This is a genomic window from Clostridium sp. JNZ J1-5, from assembly GCF_053901425.1.
Genome location: NZ_CM132773.1, coordinates 351,434 through 367,392 on the forward strand (window position 1 = coordinate 351,434; position 15,959 = coordinate 367,392).

Annotated in this window: 19 protein-coding genes and 1 pseudogene; 1 reads left to right on the forward strand and 19 read right to left on the reverse strand. The window is 28.7% G+C overall.

Going from position 1 to position 15,959, the window contains the following annotated elements; translation table 11 throughout:
• Positions 1-186 precede the first annotated feature (186 nt).
• From ACWW38_RS01765 to ACWW38_RS01790, 6 genes are all read right to left on the reverse strand, one after another.
• Positions 187-1,734 carry a diguanylate cyclase gene (locus ACWW38_RS01765; protein ID WP_456259116.1) on the reverse strand — a complete coding sequence of 516 codons (1,548 nt, stop codon included), beginning with the start codon at positions 1,732-1,734 and terminating at the stop codon, positions 187-189.
• A 252-nt stretch (positions 1,735-1,986) separates the two neighbouring features.
• Positions 1,987-2,844, reverse strand: coding sequence for an AAA family ATPase (locus ACWW38_RS01770; protein ID WP_456259117.1), 858 nt, complete (start codon positions 2,842-2,844; stop codon positions 1,987-1,989).
• Positions 2,845-3,370: 526 nt separating this feature from the next.
• Entirely contained in the window at positions 3,371-3,562 is a 192-nt protein-coding gene (locus ACWW38_RS01775; protein ID WP_456259118.1) for a hypothetical protein, read from the reverse strand.
• A gap of 189 nt (positions 3,563-3,751) precedes the next feature.
• The gene (locus ACWW38_RS01780; RefSeq protein WP_456259119.1) at positions 3,752-3,895 is read right to left on the reverse strand and encodes a hypothetical protein; all 144 of its coding nucleotides are present in this window, start codon (positions 3,893-3,895) and stop codon (positions 3,752-3,754) included.
• A 314-nt stretch (positions 3,896-4,209) separates the two neighbouring features.
• The gene (locus ACWW38_RS01785; protein ID WP_456259120.1) at positions 4,210-4,608 is read right to left on the reverse strand and encodes a GIY-YIG nuclease family protein; all 399 of its coding nucleotides are present in this window, start codon (positions 4,606-4,608) and stop codon (positions 4,210-4,212) included.
• 72 nt (positions 4,609-4,680) lie between these two features.
• A complete protein-coding gene (locus tag ACWW38_RS01790) occupies positions 4,681-5,073 on the reverse strand; it encodes a transporter (RefSeq protein ID WP_456259121.1) in 393 nt (130 codons plus the stop codon).
• Positions 5,074-5,322: 249 nt separating this feature from the next.
• Here ACWW38_RS01790 and ACWW38_RS01795 point away from each other — a divergent pair, with 249 nt between their 5' ends.
• Positions 5,323-5,502 (forward strand): beta family protein, encoded by a 180-nt coding sequence (locus ACWW38_RS01795; RefSeq protein ID WP_456260391.1) that lies wholly within the window; start codon positions 5,323-5,325, stop codon positions 5,500-5,502.
• Here the strand turns inward: ACWW38_RS01795 and ACWW38_RS01800 are convergent.
• The 13 genes and pseudogenes from ACWW38_RS01800 to ACWW38_RS01860 all read right to left on the reverse strand — a co-directional run.
• Positions 5,450-6,037 (reverse strand): sce7726 family protein, encoded by a 588-nt coding sequence (locus ACWW38_RS01800; protein ID WP_456259122.1) that lies wholly within the window; start codon positions 6,035-6,037, stop codon positions 5,450-5,452. The two genes, ACWW38_RS01795 and ACWW38_RS01800, sit on opposite strands and share 53 nt — an antisense overlap.
• A gap of 163 nt (positions 6,038-6,200) precedes the next feature.
• Positions 6,201-6,368 (reverse strand): hypothetical protein, encoded by a 168-nt coding sequence (locus ACWW38_RS01805; protein WP_456259123.1) that lies wholly within the window; start codon positions 6,366-6,368, stop codon positions 6,201-6,203.
• Positions 6,369-6,576: 208 nt separating this feature from the next.
• On the reverse strand, positions 6,577-7,092 hold the full coding sequence (locus ACWW38_RS01810) for a hypothetical protein (protein WP_456259124.1): 516 nt from the start codon (positions 7,090-7,092) through the stop codon (positions 6,577-6,579).
• Between the two features lie 9 nt (positions 7,093-7,101).
• Positions 7,102-8,145: an AAA family ATPase gene (locus ACWW38_RS01815; protein WP_456259125.1), complete on the reverse strand. Its 1,044-nt coding sequence runs from the start codon at positions 8,143-8,145 to the stop codon at positions 7,102-7,104.
• 41 nt (positions 8,146-8,186) lie between these two features.
• Complete coding sequence (locus ACWW38_RS01820) at positions 8,187-8,360, reverse strand: helix-turn-helix domain-containing protein (RefSeq protein ID WP_456259126.1); 174 nt, start codon at positions 8,358-8,360, stop codon at positions 8,187-8,189.
• Between the two features lie 303 nt (positions 8,361-8,663).
• Entirely contained in the window at positions 8,664-9,713 is a 1,050-nt protein-coding gene (locus ACWW38_RS01825) for an IS1096 element passenger TnpR family protein (RefSeq protein ID WP_456259127.1), read from the reverse strand.
• Positions 9,714-10,099: 386 nt separating this feature from the next.
• On the reverse strand, positions 10,100-10,531 hold the full coding sequence (locus tag ACWW38_RS01830; protein ID WP_456259128.1) for a DUF2871 domain-containing protein: 432 nt from the start codon (positions 10,529-10,531) through the stop codon (positions 10,100-10,102).
• 520 nt (positions 10,532-11,051) lie between these two features.
• A complete protein-coding gene (locus ACWW38_RS01835; protein WP_456259129.1) occupies positions 11,052-11,273 on the reverse strand; it encodes a YdbC family protein in 222 nt (73 codons plus the stop codon).
• A 240-nt stretch (positions 11,274-11,513) separates the two neighbouring features.
• On the reverse strand, positions 11,514-12,605 hold the full coding sequence (locus tag ACWW38_RS01840) for a hypothetical protein (protein ID WP_456259130.1): 1,092 nt from the start codon (positions 12,603-12,605) through the stop codon (positions 11,514-11,516).
• 14 nt (positions 12,606-12,619) lie between these two features.
• On the reverse strand, positions 12,620-13,597 hold the full coding sequence (locus ACWW38_RS01845; RefSeq protein ID WP_456259131.1) for a hypothetical protein: 978 nt from the start codon (positions 13,595-13,597) through the stop codon (positions 12,620-12,622).
• Positions 13,587-15,245, reverse strand: coding sequence for a hypothetical protein (locus ACWW38_RS01850; RefSeq protein ID WP_456259132.1), 1,659 nt, complete (start codon positions 15,243-15,245; stop codon positions 13,587-13,589). The genes ACWW38_RS01845 and ACWW38_RS01850 overlap by 11 nt, the downstream gene beginning before the upstream one ends.
• Positions 15,246-15,561: 316 nt before the next feature.
• Positions 15,562-15,693 (reverse strand): Ig-like domain-containing protein, encoded by a 132-nt coding sequence (locus ACWW38_RS01855; protein ID WP_456260392.1) that lies wholly within the window; start codon positions 15,691-15,693, stop codon positions 15,562-15,564.
• Between the two features lie 105 nt (positions 15,694-15,798).
• Positions 15,799-15,939: pseudogene (locus ACWW38_RS01860) on the reverse strand (YdbC family protein); the annotation flags it as partial.
• Between the last annotated feature and the right edge of the window lie 20 nt (positions 15,940-15,959).

Here is a 15,959-nt window from a genome sequence, read left to right on the forward strand (position 1 = left end):
ATAGGCATGCAAAAAATTTTATAAACTATTTAAATTATTCTAACCACTTGCAATCCATGTGAATTTTCTATCAATTCTCGTAAAAAAACACTAAGATTAGCGCAAAGATAATCTTAGTGTTTCTTTTTGTTTTAAAATTATACACCTCTGGGGTCATTGTGAAGGACATGTATGAACTGATCTTGCTCAAAGCTCCTCGGAGTTGGTATATTTATTCTTTCCTGTATTTTTTGAATGATATAGTGCTACGTCTGCTCTCTTTAAAGCCTGCATGTAATCATCATCTCCTTCATGAAAATAAGAACTACCAATTGAAATAGATACGCTAAAGCATTCTTCGTTGCTTTCAAACACTATGGCATTTACACATTCCAATATCTTTTGTCCAACTTGATATTGACTAGCCTTATCAACATTATTACATAATACAACAAACTCTTCTCCACCCCAACGGAATAGCCGATCAGCTTCTCTAATATTATCTAAAATAGCTTGAGATACTTTCTTTAAAACAAGATCCCCTACATCATGCCCAAAGGTGTCATTGATTTTTTTAAAATTATCAATATCCAACATCATTAATAATGAGGAAGAAATACTATGTTTTGATAACTCAAAACGCTCCGACAATATGGTCTCAGCTGCTTTTCGACTGAATGCACAAGTCAATGGATCAAGTTCCGTTTCCGTTTTAACATATGTATCAATATTTTTACGATATTTCCCATGAACTTTTATGATGATTACTATACCAATTAAAAATATAATAATCATGAAGATTAAGCAAATTATCATTGTGTTGTTAACAACTCGTGTATTATAATCTTTCAACTCATTTATATAAACAAAAATATCATTTAAAGGCTTTCCCGTTGCAATAATCCAGTTAAATGGTTTATACAATTTTGCATATGATATCTTTTGCGTTATTTCATCGTTAACTTTATTTTTAAAATAATATGAATGGATAATTTCTCCCTTTTGTTTTATACCGTTTAGTTCTTTTAAGTATGGTAAGTTGCCTTTAATATCTTGTGTGTTGGTAGATAGGTAGCTCCCTTCAGTATCCTTAAGATTTGGATGTATCACTCGAATTGCATAATCATCTCCACCGGCATAATCTAAAATCTCATTTACCCAGATATATTCATTTTCTTTATATACAGAGCTATGGATTTCCTTATAAATATAATTCTTCGCTATTCTATCAATATCTGCTTCTTCTGCAAATAAATACAGTGTAGAATCACCAACCTTAACTGTTCGATGAAGGCTAGAATTTTTCATAAATTTGCTTTTTTGTACCTTGTACTGATCCGTAATATCAACAACTTGTCCATTTAAAAACAAAGTAACTTTTCCCTTTAGAATATTATGAATAATCAGCTTAATTGGCTTGCCATACTCCATTTGATTTATGTTATTCATCATGTTTTGTGCAGTAATATACATTGTACCTTCATCAATGGTAGATAGAGACTCTGATGCTAGATCCATAATACTTTCTATTTCTTTAATTGCATTCTTCCTCTTAGAATCAATACGAATAATGGTGTTATCTACCATTTCACGCATACCCTCTTCTGTATCCTTAATTGCTACCATCCGTAGAACATCATTATTATGGAAATAAAGATTTTTTGACAAAAATATAAGAATAGATGCAACAATTGCACAAATTAATATTTGTGTAGTTACTAGTATACAAAGATATTTCTTATACTGCTTATCCATCTCACAACCCCCCCTCCGCTGTAGGTTACATAGATATTATAGCATAGGAAATTCCAATTGATAGTGTTATATTATATCCATTTTTCATAGATAAAAAAGGTCCTCAAATGCATCACCTGCACTCAAGGACTCTGTATCGCCAATATTTTATACCTGTTTTCTAACCTGATATCAAGAAACATATGCTATTTTTATCTAATTTAGTTTGAATAAAAATCCTATCTCTACATATTAAAATGGTAAAGATAATTTTCAACAAAACTCGTTTTCATATCTTTTGAAAAATTCATAATATGTGCGCACATTTTCTAATTCTGTCCAAATTTTCACATCAACTGGATTTTCATCAAGATCATATATTTTTGCTCCACGCATAGCAAGCAGAAACGGCGAATGTGTTGATATAATAAATTGACACCCTAAAAATCGTGCAGAGTCCTCAATAAATTTCACTAATTCCATCTGGCGCTTTGGAGAAAGACTGTTTTCAGGCTCATCCAATATATATAGTCCATTTTCATCAATTTTTTCAATAAAATATCGGAATGCACTCTCCCCATTTGAATATTCCCTAACATTATCCATTAACTTATTTCTCACAAACCGTGACTGCGTTTTACTTCTAGCAATATTTACTTTTTTTAGTTGCTCGTAATCTGCTATAGACTTCATTTGGAAATGAGAATATTTTGCATCCAAATATTCTTCAAAAAGTCTTTCCCGCTTTTGATCAATTCCTTCATTAAGATTACGGATATTCAACATATAATCAAATACATCATCACTTGTTATTATTCTGCTATTTTTAGGAATATCATCTTCAAGCTGCATCTCACACATATTCACATAGTCGGAATAGAAATTAGATTTATTATAGATAGAATCTCGATTGATTCCTGTTTTTTCTGCTATCACATTTAATGCCGTTGATTTTCCCGAACCATTTCCACCATATAAAATGGTGACTGGCTCAAAATCAATTCTTTCAAAACCATGTCTTGATAATATCTTAAACGGATAAAAGGAGTCATAGCAGGTTCTTTTTTCCTCTATTAAAAAATCAAATTCCATATCATCATTTGGAAATGTAAAAACATTTAAATAAACCATTATCATCTTCCTTATCATAACATTATATAAACAATCTTTAAATCATATCTTAAAGCCACTTTATTCATATTTTTATCAATGAGCAGTTTCCAAAGCTTATTATAACTAAACGCCATACCAACCCTTATCCTTTTTAAGTTCTTGCTTTAGGTTATTATATAATGCTGTCTTGTCCCCTGTCGTTAATTCTCTAAGTTCTTTGTAATACTCAAAATTCCCATTAAAGAGAAGCTCCTTTGCTAATCTTTTCTGTTCTTCTTTTAAGGAAAGCTTTTTATAGGCATCATATCTTACTCATAGGGGCAATCACATTCTGAATAAATAATTTCTCCCTGGTTATCTATCTTTACTGCAACCTCGTAGTCCTCACTTCCTTGGACTTGAAAAATATATTCGTTATCTCACCGGCTGTAAGTTTCAACTATTTTACCATCAATATAGTAATCGTATCCTCTATCTAAAATAGTTTTATTGATATGATTTTCAAATTTATTTATATTCATCTATAAGCCCTCACTTTCCCTTACTAAAAGGGTAATTCTTCATCATCATCTAATTCTTTACGGTCTATCAATCCATCTTCTACCGCTTGTTCCCATGTTATACCGTAGGGAGCTCCATTAGATGTATATCCTACTATAAAATAAAAATATTCATCACTTTCTTGATTATCCATATCATAAATATCCTTATCTGATTGCTTTCTTTTCTTCTTCACTTTCTGCTAGCTCCTTTAAATGCATACCAAAAATATAATATTGATGTAGATCGGTTTTAGATGCCTCTACCTTTTTAAGTAAACCTTTATCTAACAATTTATTTAATAAGTTTCTACTAGCTTATTATCAATATACTAAGCCAGCTTTATTATAAAATGTTTCCACTCCAATATAGTATTAAGTATCTATTAATTTTTATCTATTACTCTTTCTTGTTCCTTTTGTAATATTATATCAGATAAAGCAATATAAAAATCTTGTTCTTCTTTTGTTTTTGCATTTTTAAATAGTTCGTTTAAATCTTTATATGAATGCTTGATAACAAAACGCATAAATATTCCAACATAATATATTAACTCTATTTCGATGTTGGAACTTCCCTACATTTTCATGTCACCATGTACAGCGCAGAAAAAAGTGGATACTTATATTATTTGCGAAGAAAAACTAAAAAGAACACTTTGCATTTGACAAACAGGTTTAAATGAATGGAAACTCCACTATAAACGCAGAACCTCTCCTGAAAGAGTATGTGATAGAGTCAATTTTCATCTATTTCTTACATTAAATATTTGTAGTGGTTATTTAGATAATAATTTTACTCATAGCATAACATACACTGCTATTTTAATATATTAGTTCTAATTTATTTTTCTTTCTTAAGTTTCCCATCATTATATTTAGGATTATACTTCTTTATTAATGCTCTTTCTATTAACTTTCTGCTATTAAAATCCATTTCATTATTTTTATAGTACTTTAGGCTTTTTACTTCATTAAACCATTCTTTATTACAATGAGATCCACTACCATCTGTATACAATCTGTTCTTTATGGTTTGCCCAGACTCACCAATATAGATTATTTCATTATTCTTATCATACAAAAAATATATGAATGAACCTTTTTTGCAACACTCACTGGCCCCCTTTAATCTTCCATCAGTATTTAAAATAGTTTCTATTCTTTCATCTTTTAAAGAATCAGTTACTAATTCCGCAATATCATTTGTAAACATATTTACTAAATTATTTAAATTACTCATTTTACAGTTCTCCTATCCCCCATTCTTAATCTACAACTTAACATCCTATTGTTTTGTATTAGCAAAACAAAGCTATTTTAATTTGCTTATATATCTTCTTCTGTCAATAATATTAATTAAAGCATAAGCAATACAGCAAATTCCGTCATTTAACTTATAAATTTTTTCATCCTCTTCATTCATAATTTCATCATTAGCAAACCTATTATATTTTTCATCTAAGCTTTTAATAATATCATTAGACTTTTTAATATTTTTTCTTAACCACTTTTTAGCAATTCTTTTATCATCAGTACTTGTATGTTCAAGAAATTTTTCAAATCTATCAATTAACTCTTTATGTCCTTCATTATGAATAAGTATCCATTTACAATTTGGGTCATTTTCCTGTTTTAATTCTTCATTCTCTTCTCTATGTATAGCATCAAGTCTTTTACATTGTTCAATTATAAATTTCTTATTCATCTAAATACCATCCCTTCTATTAATTTTACTATTATAATTTTAAAGCAAAAGTTCTTGAGTATAAACAAATATCTCAAGAACTTTAATAAATATATTAAATTTTTCTCCCTGTTTTCTGACCCCATATTAAGAGGCATATACTATTTTCACCATTGTTTAATCCCAGTTATATGAAGGTTCTAACTGTGTTTCCTTTGCAGCTTTACTACCGTCTCCATGTGCAGCGTTTATACCGTTTCAATATTTGATATGTGTGATAATATAATCAATTCCAGTTTCTTCTATGGAAAAGATTTTTCATATGGCGACAAATTAATACATGAAAAAGCTATAGAAAAGAACAAACCCGGAGGAAATAAAGATTGGGTTACAATCTCTACAGTTCATCACATAACTGCAATATTGAAACAGCTCTCCAATCAGTCCTAAGTTTGATAATTTCTCTTGTATAGTCTATTATCACATCCTTAGGCACTTCCTTTAAAATTATATCTATAAGAGCAATCTTTGTTTTGCTCTTATATTTTTTATCACTATACCTAGAAAGTAACTCTATAAGTTCCTCTTTCCATAAAAGTGTTAACCTTGAATATGAATCTACATTACTATTGTACTGTCCGTTTCTTTTAATTTTTAATTCACCATTTTTGTCACAGTATTTAATTCCCCACCATGAAGGTATTATTTTTTCTACCTCATTTATATATTTTTCAGTTGTTATTAGTATCATTTCGTCAAAAACCTTACTATAATATTCAGATTGCCTTGGTAATCTTTGCAAAGTGTCCATATCACTCTTTATTTCATATCCATGAAATAATCCATTAATTACAGCAATATCTATTCTAACATACCCATTAAATAAATTCATTTCAGGAACAACGATAGTGCTAATGTCATTTATATACATTGGTTCTTTTGTAAAATCTTTATATAGAAACGATCTAATATCACTATCATACATAATAAAATTATCCTCCTCATTAGTTATACTAATTATTATTATAATATATATTGTCAAATTTTCTATAAATATTCTTAAAAACATTAACACAATATATCTTCTACATAAGATTTTTTTAATCCTTCTAAATAATAAAAAAGTACCCACATTTCGTAGATACTTTCTATTCCTCTAATAATGCCCTAAAGAATTCATCTTCAAATCCGAACATAATTCCAACCATTGCCAGTTTACTCTTTTCAATTTCTCTTTGTATTGTTTTTGTTGAATATCCCACCATTGTTTCAATAACCTTGTAGTTTAACTTACCAAAATATCTATAGCATATCAACGTCTATGAACCTTATATCTTTCTTTATATCCGGAACACTCTTAAGCAATTCCTCTGCTAACATAATTATTTCATCTCTTTTCATAACATCACTCCTATGTTTACAACCCCGGGGGTTCTTGCTGGTAACTCAGTGGAACGAGCTTACTATGGAAATTTTTATACCCCAGTGGTATTTCTGAAACCTGAAAGGTTGAACTTGCTACTTCTATTTCTCCACTTCAACCACTGGTTTAATAACAATATTAGGTATATTATTTTTAAATTCCTCTAAATCATATACTTCAAGTGATGAAATAAACTTTTTCGTATCATCTTTATTATCTAACTTAAATGGTAATCTATTCATTAAATTAAGTTTTATTCTTCTTCTAAAATCTGCATCTATAAGTGGTCCCTCTACTAAGAAAATATACCTTATTGGTAATTCACTTTTATTATGAAAAGCCCAAAACACTAATAAACTATCGTAATATTTTTTAACAAGTTGATTCATTTTTCTATCACTTTTTAAACTTTCATATAACTCATTAGGTTTGCTTGCATCTCTGATGTTAGCATTTTTATACTCTATAAATAGTATTTCTTTATCTGTTTTAGCAATGAAATCCACATCACTCAAAGTAATTTTATTACTAATATCATGTATTTCCCATACTGACTCTACTTTTGAAAAATCAAACCAATACTGTTTATTTTCATCTAACAATACTCTATTTATCATAAAATTCTCCTAAAAAGTCTTGTCAATAACTTCATCAAACAGTTTAGTATCTGCTACAATTATTGGATTATTGGTTAATTTTCCGAAATACTCACTACTTTGAGCCTTAACACCTCTATTTTCAAAGAAACCTAATATTTTTTCTTCATCAGTATCTTTTCTTTGCGAAGTTTTTTTCTCTCTATATAAATTATGGAATAATACACTATCTTTTTCTGCTCTTTTTATTTCAAAATATTTTGCAAGATTATAACTATGCGTTGCAATAAATATTTGAACACCGTTTCTTTGCAGCTCTAATAACACCTCAATAAGCACTGGCATTAATTCTGGATTGATATTTGCTTCTGGTTCATCCCATAACAGTATTGTATCTTTTTCTATTAAGCCATTTCTAATTAATTTCCATAGAAGCCCAAACTTCCTTAGTCCTTCTGCTTCAAAAGAAAATTCTACCTTCATTCCATTATTTTTAACCACATAAAAAGTATCATTTTCGTAAATCACTTCTCCATCGATTACTTTTGAAATTACATCTAATAATTTTTGATTTAACTCTGATACTTCTCTTGTTTCTGGAAGCTCTGCATTTACTATAATATCAATCTGTGTTGCATCAAATGGCATTGTATATTTTTGATTCATAGCTAAAAAACCCTTAGAATGTGATAACATCTCAGTTGTAGGTATAAAAATTGATTTTATACCTAACTCCAGCCATTTATCTAAGCTAAATATACCATCATGTGACAAACTAAGTTCAAATTTAGTATTTTCACTTATTGCTTCAAAAACTGAATAATCATCTTTTCTCTCATAGCTTTTTAATAAATTTATATCTTTTTTCCCATAATTAAAATAGCTAAAGATATTTTTAGCTCTATCTTTATCTGTAGTCTCATTACTCCACTCACACGCAGCATATATCATCTTTAGTAAAGTTGTTTTACCTGTTCCATTCTCTCCTATAATAACATTAATCCCTTTTGAAAAATCCATTTTTAGTTCCTCGAAAACTGTAATGTTTTTTAGGCGTATGTTATCAATGCTCATTCTTAAACACCTCCGTTTATATACTATACCTATATTTTACTTTAAGTGTTATCCTTTTTCCTTGCATCAAAAGGTTTTTCCGCATCTTTAGGAATTGCCCAAGAGTTCCCTAATTTGAAAACGCCCTTAACTCTACCTTTTCCACATAAAACTTGAACACGCCTTTCGGATATTCCCCATTTCTCTGCTGCTTGCTTTACAGAAATATAATCCATAGTAAATCCTCCGACACTTTAAAACTTGCTTTACATAATTAATATCTTAATTATAAACTTATTACTTTTATTATATTCGTACTTGCGAACAATTACAATAGTACTATATGCGATTATAAGATTTGAATTATATACTAAATTTACAAATTGCAAAAACAAAGATTTTTTGTCTTAGCCCATCCTCTTAATGTTCCTTTAACAATTCTCCTTACTCTAAAACCATCGTGACTTTCTTACTTCCAGTCTATTATATTATATTTGTCCATTTTAACTTCCTCCTTTTACTATGAAAACAGTTCATAACTACAACATCATTTTATTGGAGACTTTTCTAGTATTCCAGCCAAAACTCTGTGCCCATGCACGAGTACTAGCCCTTTCTTCCTTATCTTCTCCTTCATAAATAATCCCTAAGAAATCAGCAAATCCACTTAATCCACCAACATCATCAAGTACAGATATGCCATCTTTATTAATACAAACTGGTTTATGCTTAATCAATACAGTATCTTCTGCTTTTTCAAGCTCATACTCGCCAATAATGTTTTGTTTCAGTAGGTCATCACAATTTTCGTGCTTAGTTATTTTAACTATCCAATTGTCTCCAAAGTCATAATTATAAAAAAGTTCCTTTGTTACAGGAAATAGCCCTTTCGAAGCAATATCTTCACCTTGAGCTGCAATAACTTCATTTACTTCTAATCGTTCTAGCAAGCTTTCAGTGCCACCATCAATAATAAGGGATGAATTCATCTCTTCAAGAGTCAGCTCAATTAACGGTGCTCTTCGTATTATTCTTATTTTAGCATTCTTATCTTGTTTTGCTCGTTCCATATAGTCTCCGAATGATTCCTTAACCTCCACCATCTCAAAATGGTCTAGGAACTCCTGTATATCTTGCTTCGCTATTTCTGGATGCTCCATAGTTCCGCCATATATATATGGACCTGTGTATTTCTTCTTTAGCCATGTAGTGATACTTCCTTTCTGATAATCATCATCCCAGAAAATATCATCTTCTGTTTCAGATGGTGGTTGGAATAGCATACCTATTAAATCAGACCAGCCCTTAACAGTACTACCGGTCAATTTATTATATATATCCTCTGGTAAATAAAAACTACGCAGGTGTGAATTCTGCCATCCAAATAGTTTTTGAATTGTATAATGAAGGTTATGCAATGGCATATCTGAAGGTATAAGGATATCTCTAGTTATGGACTCACCACTAGTAGATTCTCCATATCTTCTCAGCATTCTTTTCTGATAATCCGACAGATAATCGTCTTTCAATTCTAAATGAAGACGTACTGTAGCAATCTTATTTTTTATTGCACCTATATTATTTTTCATCTTCTGCTCCTTTCTATTACTCATTCAACAATTCAAATTCTGCCTTAAAAGCTCTTTTTCTGGTATGTATCTTTTTATAATGCTCAATCATTAAATTTCTACACCCCAGGGGTATTTTTACACTCAAGGGGCATTTGTGAAATCTGAAAGGTTGAACTTGCTAATGGCACTATTTGTTAGTGTCCCAATTTTTCTAGCTACATTAATATTTTCTAAGTTCTATTATTGCCTGTTTCTGTAATAGTTTCTTAAGAGACTATACTTATATCTCGATTAAAACGCCCCAATAATTTATAAGATATACCTAGTAAAAAGGTATCCAAATCAATTATTGGGGTGTTTTGAAATTTCCAGATTAATTATTTCTCATTTTACTTATCCTTAACTTAATGACATTTGTTCTCGGTAGCTGCTACCTTTTCTTGTAAAATTCTTTTAAATATAATCATAAACCATATCAAAGAAATTCCTACTATAGTATGGCCCAAGCCTGCGATGTGATTTAATCCATTGAAATTTAAGCCCTTTACTTGAAGAATTCCTCTCCATATAAAGGTTACAATAACAAATATAAGCCCTATATTATATGTCCAATACCAAGCATTAAACCCTTTTAAATATTCAAATTTTGATATTGAAGCAAGTATGGAAAGTATCATAAAGAATAAAAATCCTAGAACTAATATATGACTATGAGTAAATCTTAAGGTTGTATAGCCATTAAATCCATTCATCTTAGTAAATTCCCTATAAAATACTCCTACAGCAAGTCCTAACACTAAATAAGTAAATGCAGTATAATATAGCTTTTTAACCATATATTTTCATCCCCTCAAAAATTTATTATTTAATCTATGTCAGTTATAATCAAGAAATATTTAAAATTAATTAATATTCATTATTAATAATATACTATTAATAAATAATGTTCAATATGACATTTAAAAAATATTTTAAGTTGTTTTTCACTCAAGGTAATTATTCCTACCCTCTTGCCACCTTCATAGCCATATTAACCTATTGTACTAAACTGCTATCGCAGTGGCTCCTCAATCTAAACTTTAACTTTCTAATTTGAACTTAGCAATAATGTCAGGTTAGGGAGTTTTATATTTTTCCTGTGATAAAATACTTGCTAATAATAAAAAAACATCTCTAAGTCTTACTCTAACCTAGAAATGTTCTTATATAAAATAATATACTGTTTTTTATAATACTACTTATATATTACTAATCTTTTGAAACTAAAATCCTAACAATTTTCTTGACAGTAATCTTCTGCTGATTTCCTACATATAAAACTACGTTAAAGTACTTAAATACATTTGTCTACTATATCTATAACTCCATATTATTTAAAATATCTTTTAACTTTTTTAATTCTTCATTTGTTAAAGTTACTCCCTTACCCATCTTCTTATGCTCAGGATCCCAATCTCTAATATCGAACTTAGGAGTTTTGTCATTCCAGCTTATTAGGTTTAGTTCTTTTTTCCATCCTTTAGATGATTCTGAAAGTACTCCTATAGTTTCTTTAATTTCATATTTTATATCCGCCATGTCGTCACCTCCATAATTTATTATATCTCTTACAATGAATTACATTAATTTTATATTCTCTAAATCTTCCACATCCTTTGCACCATTTCTTTTTAATAATCTTTTTACCGTTGCTCTTATATTTTCCTAAACATCTTCTTTGTTTGTCCAGTCCACTGCACTTTGAGTTTTTTCTCTGGAAACTTTTATACCCCAGGGGTATTTGTGAAACCTGAAAGGTTTAACTTGATATGTTCTTCATCATGCTTCTCTAGCTTTCTTTAAAACACTCTTTAGATCCATATATACTAATATATTATAAATTATTTCTTTTTCAAGTTTATAACCAAAGCTCTGGCAATTTTCATCAACTTTATTAATAAGATATTCGATCATTTTTAAAAGTTTTCTATTATCTTCCTTGGAGGTTACACTAACAAAACACTGTTCAAAAATTTCATCAGGAATTACATATGATTTACTATTTGGTCGATACTTAACATTAATTATTCTTCCATTTGTTAATAATCTAATATGGCCAATATACTTATGTACTCTGCTATTTTTCTTATTCATTTTATAAACAGGTATTTCATATATTAATACCATCTTAAACTCAAGTGGTTTCAAAATACTCTCTTTTAATATATCATCAGAAACAATTCCAGCTTTAATTTCTATTGTCTTTATAAACTTCTCTTTCACCTCCGATTTATACTCTCTAGAATACATCCACCTATCACCATATTCTTTTTTAAAATCGGTTAATATATTATATAACTCAAATTTATCAACAAGTGATTTATATTTATCATAATCTTTTTTATCATCAAATGCATTCTCTAATTCAGTTTCTATTTTCTTTTCAATATACTCAGAAACCTTCTTGATATTTTCAATAAATCCTGAAAGACTTGGCATTACCATATTAACTGTGATTTTATTTTCTTTTTTTCGTTTACTACTATAATCTAACTGAGCATCTTCTTCCTCAAAACATAACTCTATTTTATTTAATTCCATGAATGGTGTTCCTTTAATATTACAGCTTCCTAGTTTTATTCCATATTCCTTAACTATATTTTTAGCAGAATCAACTCGATAGTCTAATAATTCGTACATTTTCTCTTCACCCTTTAATTCTTTTCCCCTTTGATATGGTGGCAAGGCCTCTTCCGGTATTTCATATGAATCTATTTCAAACTCACATCTAATCAAATCTTCACAAAATTCTAGATTCATTGTATATTTTTTGCTCTTATCAAGTTCTTGAACTTTATCTTTTAATTTTTCACGAATTTTATTATCTAACTCTTTATCAACTAGATTAGTATCTTCAATTATTATTTTCATTTCTATTCCTACCTTTACGTCTCTAATTCTTGTGAAAACTCTAAAATTTCTTTGTAAAATTCTGATTTACTATAGATTTTTTCAACATAATCACAATAATATAAAATTAGCTTTCTTTCATTGTCGCTTACACCTGACATAGAACGCAAATCATTAATATACATTAAAACTTTATTAATATATTCCCATTTATCCATATGAATTTTTATATTTTCTTGCATTTTCTGTTTATTTATCAATTTTTCTTTTTCTATACGAGCTTGTTCTTCACGTATCTTATCTTCTTCCCATTTTTTAATTTCTTTTTTTCTCTCTTCTTGCTGCTTCACCATTTCTTGATCTATGATAATTTTTTTAGATATTGCATCATCTCTTAATTTATAAAGCAAATCTACTAATTTACTCTCTAAAATATCTGACTTATAAATCTCTATGGCCTGTAATAATTCCCAATTATCCTTTATATTTTTATCTTTCTTTTCACCAAAAACTTCAAAATACAAATCACCACTATATTCCAACTCGTATAAAGGACTCATTTTTCTGTTTTCTGTTTTTATCTTATCTCTTAACTTAACTTGCTTTTCATATAAACTACATTTATATCTACTTTCTAACAACGTAAACATCGTATTATCACTATCTTCCGTTTTGTCAACATATACTCTGCCACCAATTTTAGATATACAATTTATAAAAGTACTCATAAATTTATAAGCTTTACCTCTTATCTTTTCTGAAGTGTCTATACTCAATACAACTGTTTTTCTTCCATTTAGGCTAGGAAAAATTTCCCCTTTCATCCTCAACCTTACTCCAAAAGGTAGATTATCTAAGTACGCATTTTTATTGATATTTTTTCTGTTTTCCATCTCACGATTATGTTCTTCAATCATATTGCAATAATTTTTTCCAGCTAAAGTGACATTAATCTTTTTAACCCATGAGTGAAATTCAGTTTCATCATATATATCTATTTCACTACTTTTCACCAATACTACCACTTTTTTCAAAACAAAAGCCAGCACGATATAGTATATCTATTAATCCTTCAAGTTTCTCTTCATCTTTAACCTTCTCCGGAATTAAATATCTTACTTTGCTGTCCTGTACAATAGTAGCTAACCCACGCATAAAAGTTGATACTGTTGGATATTCATAAATATTCATATATGTATGATTATTATCTTCATCAAATATTCTCCTATAATTACTCCATGAATCAATATTATTAAGATGAATTCCAACAATAAAACTTCTTATTGAAGATAAAGCGTTAATTGTCTCTTCCATCTTCTCCTTCAAAATATTTTTTCTATTACTATCAGTAAAATCCACCGATAATTTTAATCTTAGGTTCAATTGTTTACAGGTATTATATAACATAACAATGTCATCTATAGATGAAAATAAAAATTCTTTTCCTTTACTTCCTTTAATATTTCCATTTATTATGGCTATTTTAGTCTTAGTAAATTTAAGTAAACCTTTCTCAAATCCTTGGTAACTATTAAAAAAATTTTCCTTACTATACCCTACTGTTTTATATGGAGATTGAAATTCTATAAGACTAGGAGCTCCATATCGCTTAAAGCTACTTTGTAAATTTTTAATTATAGATTCTAATGACTTTTTATCTTTCCATATTTCATCATTATTTTTTCCATAAGATATCCTTAATATATAGTTTTGTCCTGGGTCTTTCTCAATTAATCCATTAACTGTTTCAATATATTTACCTGCAGTTATTATTTCAGATGGATAATTAATATTAGAAATCTGAACTGGTATAAACACACGCTTTCTTTTTGATAACTTTACTCTATTTGAATCAATAGAAAGCTGAACATATTCTGACCAATAATCTAAATCTTTTATATCATCATTTAGCCAGCAATACATTATCAGCATTTCAAGTTCACCCTTATGATTCTTAATAAACTCTCTATGCTCATTTCTAGTATAAATATTATCAATATCAAATGGATTTTCTTGATACCTATAATCATACTTATTTATATGGTAAAAAGTATCTGTATCTCTATCATATTCTATAACCACATAAGTTTTGTAGTAGTGATATGCAACCTCGCTTGCATAATTCAATAAATTTACATGATATTTTCTAAATACATACTTTACCCAGTCCACTAGTACATTATCAAGTTCTTTCATTTCTGAAATAGATGGACATTCATTTTCATTTTTTCTATATTCTCGTGCCATTACAGATAACTTATAGAATAATGTTTCATTCATAGTAACATTTAATTTTTTCTCAATAACATACTCAGCAACTTGATCATAATCCTCTTCTTTATAAAATAGCTCACTATCTTTCATGTCTTCATAAGCTTTAGCAACATATTTATCCAATCGTTTTTTATTATCTAAATAATATGAAATTATATAGTCATATGTTTCTGGATATCTTTTTTGTATATCACTCTTAAACTTGTCAATTGTTTGTTCTGTTTTTATCTTTTCATAATCGTAATCCTCTAAGTTCAAATAATTATTAAAATAATCTGTTACATACTTAATAATACTTGCCATATTCTCTGAATGTTTCTTAAAATCGAATTCATCAATTTTATCTTCCTTTTTTCTCTTAGTAATATATTCCTCCAACTTGAACATTTCCTAAAACACCGCTTCCTTTTTACAATTAAAATACAACATAATATTTTATTTTAATTATAGCCATTATCCTCTTCTTTATATTCAATAAAAAAAGACTGAACGTGCTAAAAATTACCACAATCAGTCTCTTAATTTATTATTCGATTACAACTTCTATCTAAGGCCCATCAAGCAAGCTTATAATAATCCTTTCCTATTCAAATACTGTCATCTTATCTATTAGCTTTAAAAACAAATTCACATCAAATTTTTGTGAAAGCTTTTCTTTGATTTATTCAGCCATTTTTAACCCATTCCTTTATTGAGAACAATATTAATAAAAAATTTTATATACTATACATTTTCTAATTACAGCTTCTCCTTGAGCAACTCCTGTAATTATTCTTTTATAATTAACTGTGGCAACCGAATTATTATTGGAAGTAAACCTAACTGAATCATCTATGTATAACTCACTCTATCTAATATCTTAGGTGTTATTTTCAATCTGAAATTGGAAACTTTTACACCTCAGTGGGTATTTGTGAAACCTGAAAGGTTGAACTTGCTAATGTTCAGGATCCCAGTCTCTAATATCATATTTTACTTCTTTATCGTTCCAACTTATAAAATTTAATTCTTTCTTCCAACCTTTTGATACTTCTGAAAGAGTACCGATGGATCGTTTAATTTCAAATTTTATATCAGCGATACTATACCTCCATACTTTTC

Bases quoted from the DNA above. Each gene is read 5' to 3' on its own strand.
- ACWW38_RS01815 (WP_456259125.1), bottom strand. From the start codon at position 8,145: ATGAGCATTGATAACATACGCCTAAAAAACATTACAGTTTTCGAGGAA.
- ACWW38_RS01770 (WP_456259117.1), bottom strand. From the start codon at position 2,844: ATGGTTTATTTAAATGTTTTTACATTTCCAAATGATGATATGGAATTT.
- ACWW38_RS01765 (WP_456259116.1), bottom strand. From the start codon at position 1,734: ATGGATAAGCAGTATAAGAAATATCTTTGTATACTAGTAACTACACAA.
- ACWW38_RS01790 (WP_456259121.1), bottom strand. From the start codon at position 5,073: ATGAATAAGAAATTTATAATTGAACAATGTAAAAGACTTGATGCTATA.
- ACWW38_RS01850 (WP_456259132.1), bottom strand. From the start codon at position 15,245: ATGTTCAAGTTGGAGGAATATATTACTAAGAGAAAAAAGGAAGATAAA.
- ACWW38_RS01780 (WP_456259119.1), bottom strand. From the start codon at position 3,895: ATGCGTTTTGTTATCAAGCATTCATATAAAGATTTAAACGAACTATTT.
- ACWW38_RS01820 (WP_456259126.1), bottom strand. From the start codon at position 8,360: ATGGATTATATTTCTGTAAAGCAAGCAGCAGAGAAATGGGGAATATCC.
- ACWW38_RS01835 (WP_456259129.1), bottom strand. From the start codon at position 11,273: ATGGCGGATATAAAATATGAAATTAAAGAAACTATAGGAGTACTTTCA.
- ACWW38_RS01840 (WP_456259130.1), bottom strand. From the start codon at position 12,605: ATGAAAATAATAATTGAAGATACTAATCTAGTTGATAAAGAGTTAGAT.
- ACWW38_RS01825 (WP_456259127.1), bottom strand. From the start codon at position 9,713: ATGAAAAATAATATAGGTGCAATAAAAAATAAGATTGCTACAGTACGT.
- ACWW38_RS01785 (WP_456259120.1), bottom strand. From the start codon at position 4,608: ATGAGTAATTTAAATAATTTAGTAAATATGTTTACAAATGATATTGCG.
- ACWW38_RS01830 (WP_456259128.1), bottom strand. From the start codon at position 10,531: ATGGTTAAAAAGCTATATTATACTGCATTTACTTATTTAGTGTTAGGA.
- ACWW38_RS01800 (WP_456259122.1), bottom strand. From the start codon at position 6,037: ATGTATGATAGTGATATTAGATCGTTTCTATATAAAGATTTTACAAAA.
- ACWW38_RS01810 (WP_456259124.1), bottom strand. From the start codon at position 7,092: ATGATAAATAGAGTATTGTTAGATGAAAATAAACAGTATTGGTTTGAT.
- ACWW38_RS01795 (WP_456260391.1), top strand. From the start codon at position 5,323: ATGTGTGATAATATAATCAATTCCAGTTTCTTCTATGGAAAAGATTTT.